This window comes from Pseudoduganella sp. RAF53_2 (assembly GCF_052113985.1).
In the GTDB taxonomy this organism is placed as follows: Bacteria; Pseudomonadota; Gammaproteobacteria; order Burkholderiales; family Burkholderiaceae_D; genus Rugamonas.
Genome location: NZ_JBFRDW010000961.1, coordinates 1 through 1,505, shown reverse-complemented (window position 1 = coordinate 1,505; position 1,505 = coordinate 1). Strand labels below are relative to the sequence as shown.

The 1,505-nt window shown below is 61.1% G+C and carries 2 protein-coding genes; both read right to left on the bottom strand.

What is annotated here, in order from left to right; genetic code table 11:
- The coding region (locus tag AB4Z11_RS31435; RefSeq protein WP_442030059.1) for a glycerophosphodiester phosphodiesterase family protein at nt 1-210 on the bottom strand (210 nt) is incomplete at its 3' end.
- Nucleotides 210-1,505, bottom strand: a 1,296-nt coding sequence (locus AB4Z11_RS31430) for a TonB-dependent receptor domain-containing protein (RefSeq protein ID WP_442030057.1), incomplete at its 5' end; no start/stop codon positions are given. The genes AB4Z11_RS31430 and AB4Z11_RS31435, both read right to left, overlap by 1 nt.

The window sequence follows — 1,505 nt, the reverse complement described above, 5'->3', positions numbered from 1 at the left end:
GATGTAGTCCGCACCGTCCGCAATCGCTTTGGCATAGGAACCCAGCGTGTGCTCAGGGCGCAGCGCGCTGGCGCCACGGTGGGCGAACAGCGTGGGACGCTGCGCCGAGGCGGTGGCCAGGCCGCCCGGCGCAAGCGCCAACGCGCCCGCCGTGGCAGCCAGTCCGCCAATGAAGTCGCGCCGCGACAGGAAGCGTTGGATCGCAGTCATCAGAAGTCTGCCGAAATGGTGACGAAGCCCTGGCGCGGAGCGATCGGATAAGTGTTGTAGGTGCCGGTTGCGGCGCCTACCACCACCTGCAAATCGCCCTTCTTGTCGGCCAGGTTGCTCACATTAACACGATAGCGTGCATTCTTGATCCACGGGCCGTTCAGGAACGGCAGCTTGCCCGAAACGCCAAGGCTCATCAGGAAGTAGCTGTTCACGGACAGGTCGTTGGTATAGGTCGCATAGCGCTTGCCCACGTAGTCGCCGATCAGCTGGAACTCGGTGTCCGCCACGTTCAGGGTGGCGACGAACTTGTTCATCCATTCCGGGCTGCCTGGTACCGCCTTCCCCGCGGTCGGCACAATCGTGGTGCCACTTGCATAGTTATCCGCGTACTTGGAGCGGTTGTACGAAATCGCATCGTAGAACGAGAAGGTACGGCCAAAGTGCAGCGTGCCGGAAAGGTCAATACCGTTGGTGCGCACATCGCCCACGTTCGACAGCACCGCCAGATTGCCGCCAATGATGGAAGTAATCACCGGGGTCGGGCTGATTTGCAGCAGACGATCATGGAAGTCCACGTGGTAGATGTTGATCTGGCTGTCGAAGGCCGTCACAGGACCCCAGTTCAGCGGATGGCTGCTGCGCACGCCCGCCTCGTAGGTCACGGAAGTCTCAGGCTTGGCGTTGGCCTTGAACAGATCGAAGGCGCCCTGATTCGACAGGCTCCATGGCGACACGCCGCCACCGCCGTAGGTCACGAACTGGCGCATATTCTTCTGCACGTTGAAGAAAGCCTGGTCCTGCGCATCGATATCCCAGCGGCCGCCGAACTGCGGCAGGAACCACTTCTTGGTGTCGATATCGCCCACCGGCAGCGCGGTCGAACCGCCCGAGATGGCGCCCTTCAGTGGCTGCACAGGGAACTCACCATTCGCGAATTGCAGACTGGATTTGAAGCCCGCTTGCAGCGTCAGGTCAGGACGCACGCGCCATTCGTCCTGCAGGTGCAGCTGCACGACTTTGTTCTCGATCTCACTGCCGTACTGGGTGATCAGCGGATTGGTTGGACGCTCGTATGGGGTAGACGGATTGTTCACGTCCAGCGCATACCAGCGGCGGTAAGCGGAAGAACGGTTACGTTCGAACCACACGCCAGCCTGCAGCTGATGGTCGCCCAGTTCCTTGCGCAGCGTGGACAGCACGCCGCCGCGGCTGATCTTGTACTCGGTGGTACGGGTCGCGTAGCCGGAATTGCCGAACACTTTTTTCAGATCCTGGTTCGGGTAGTACACCGC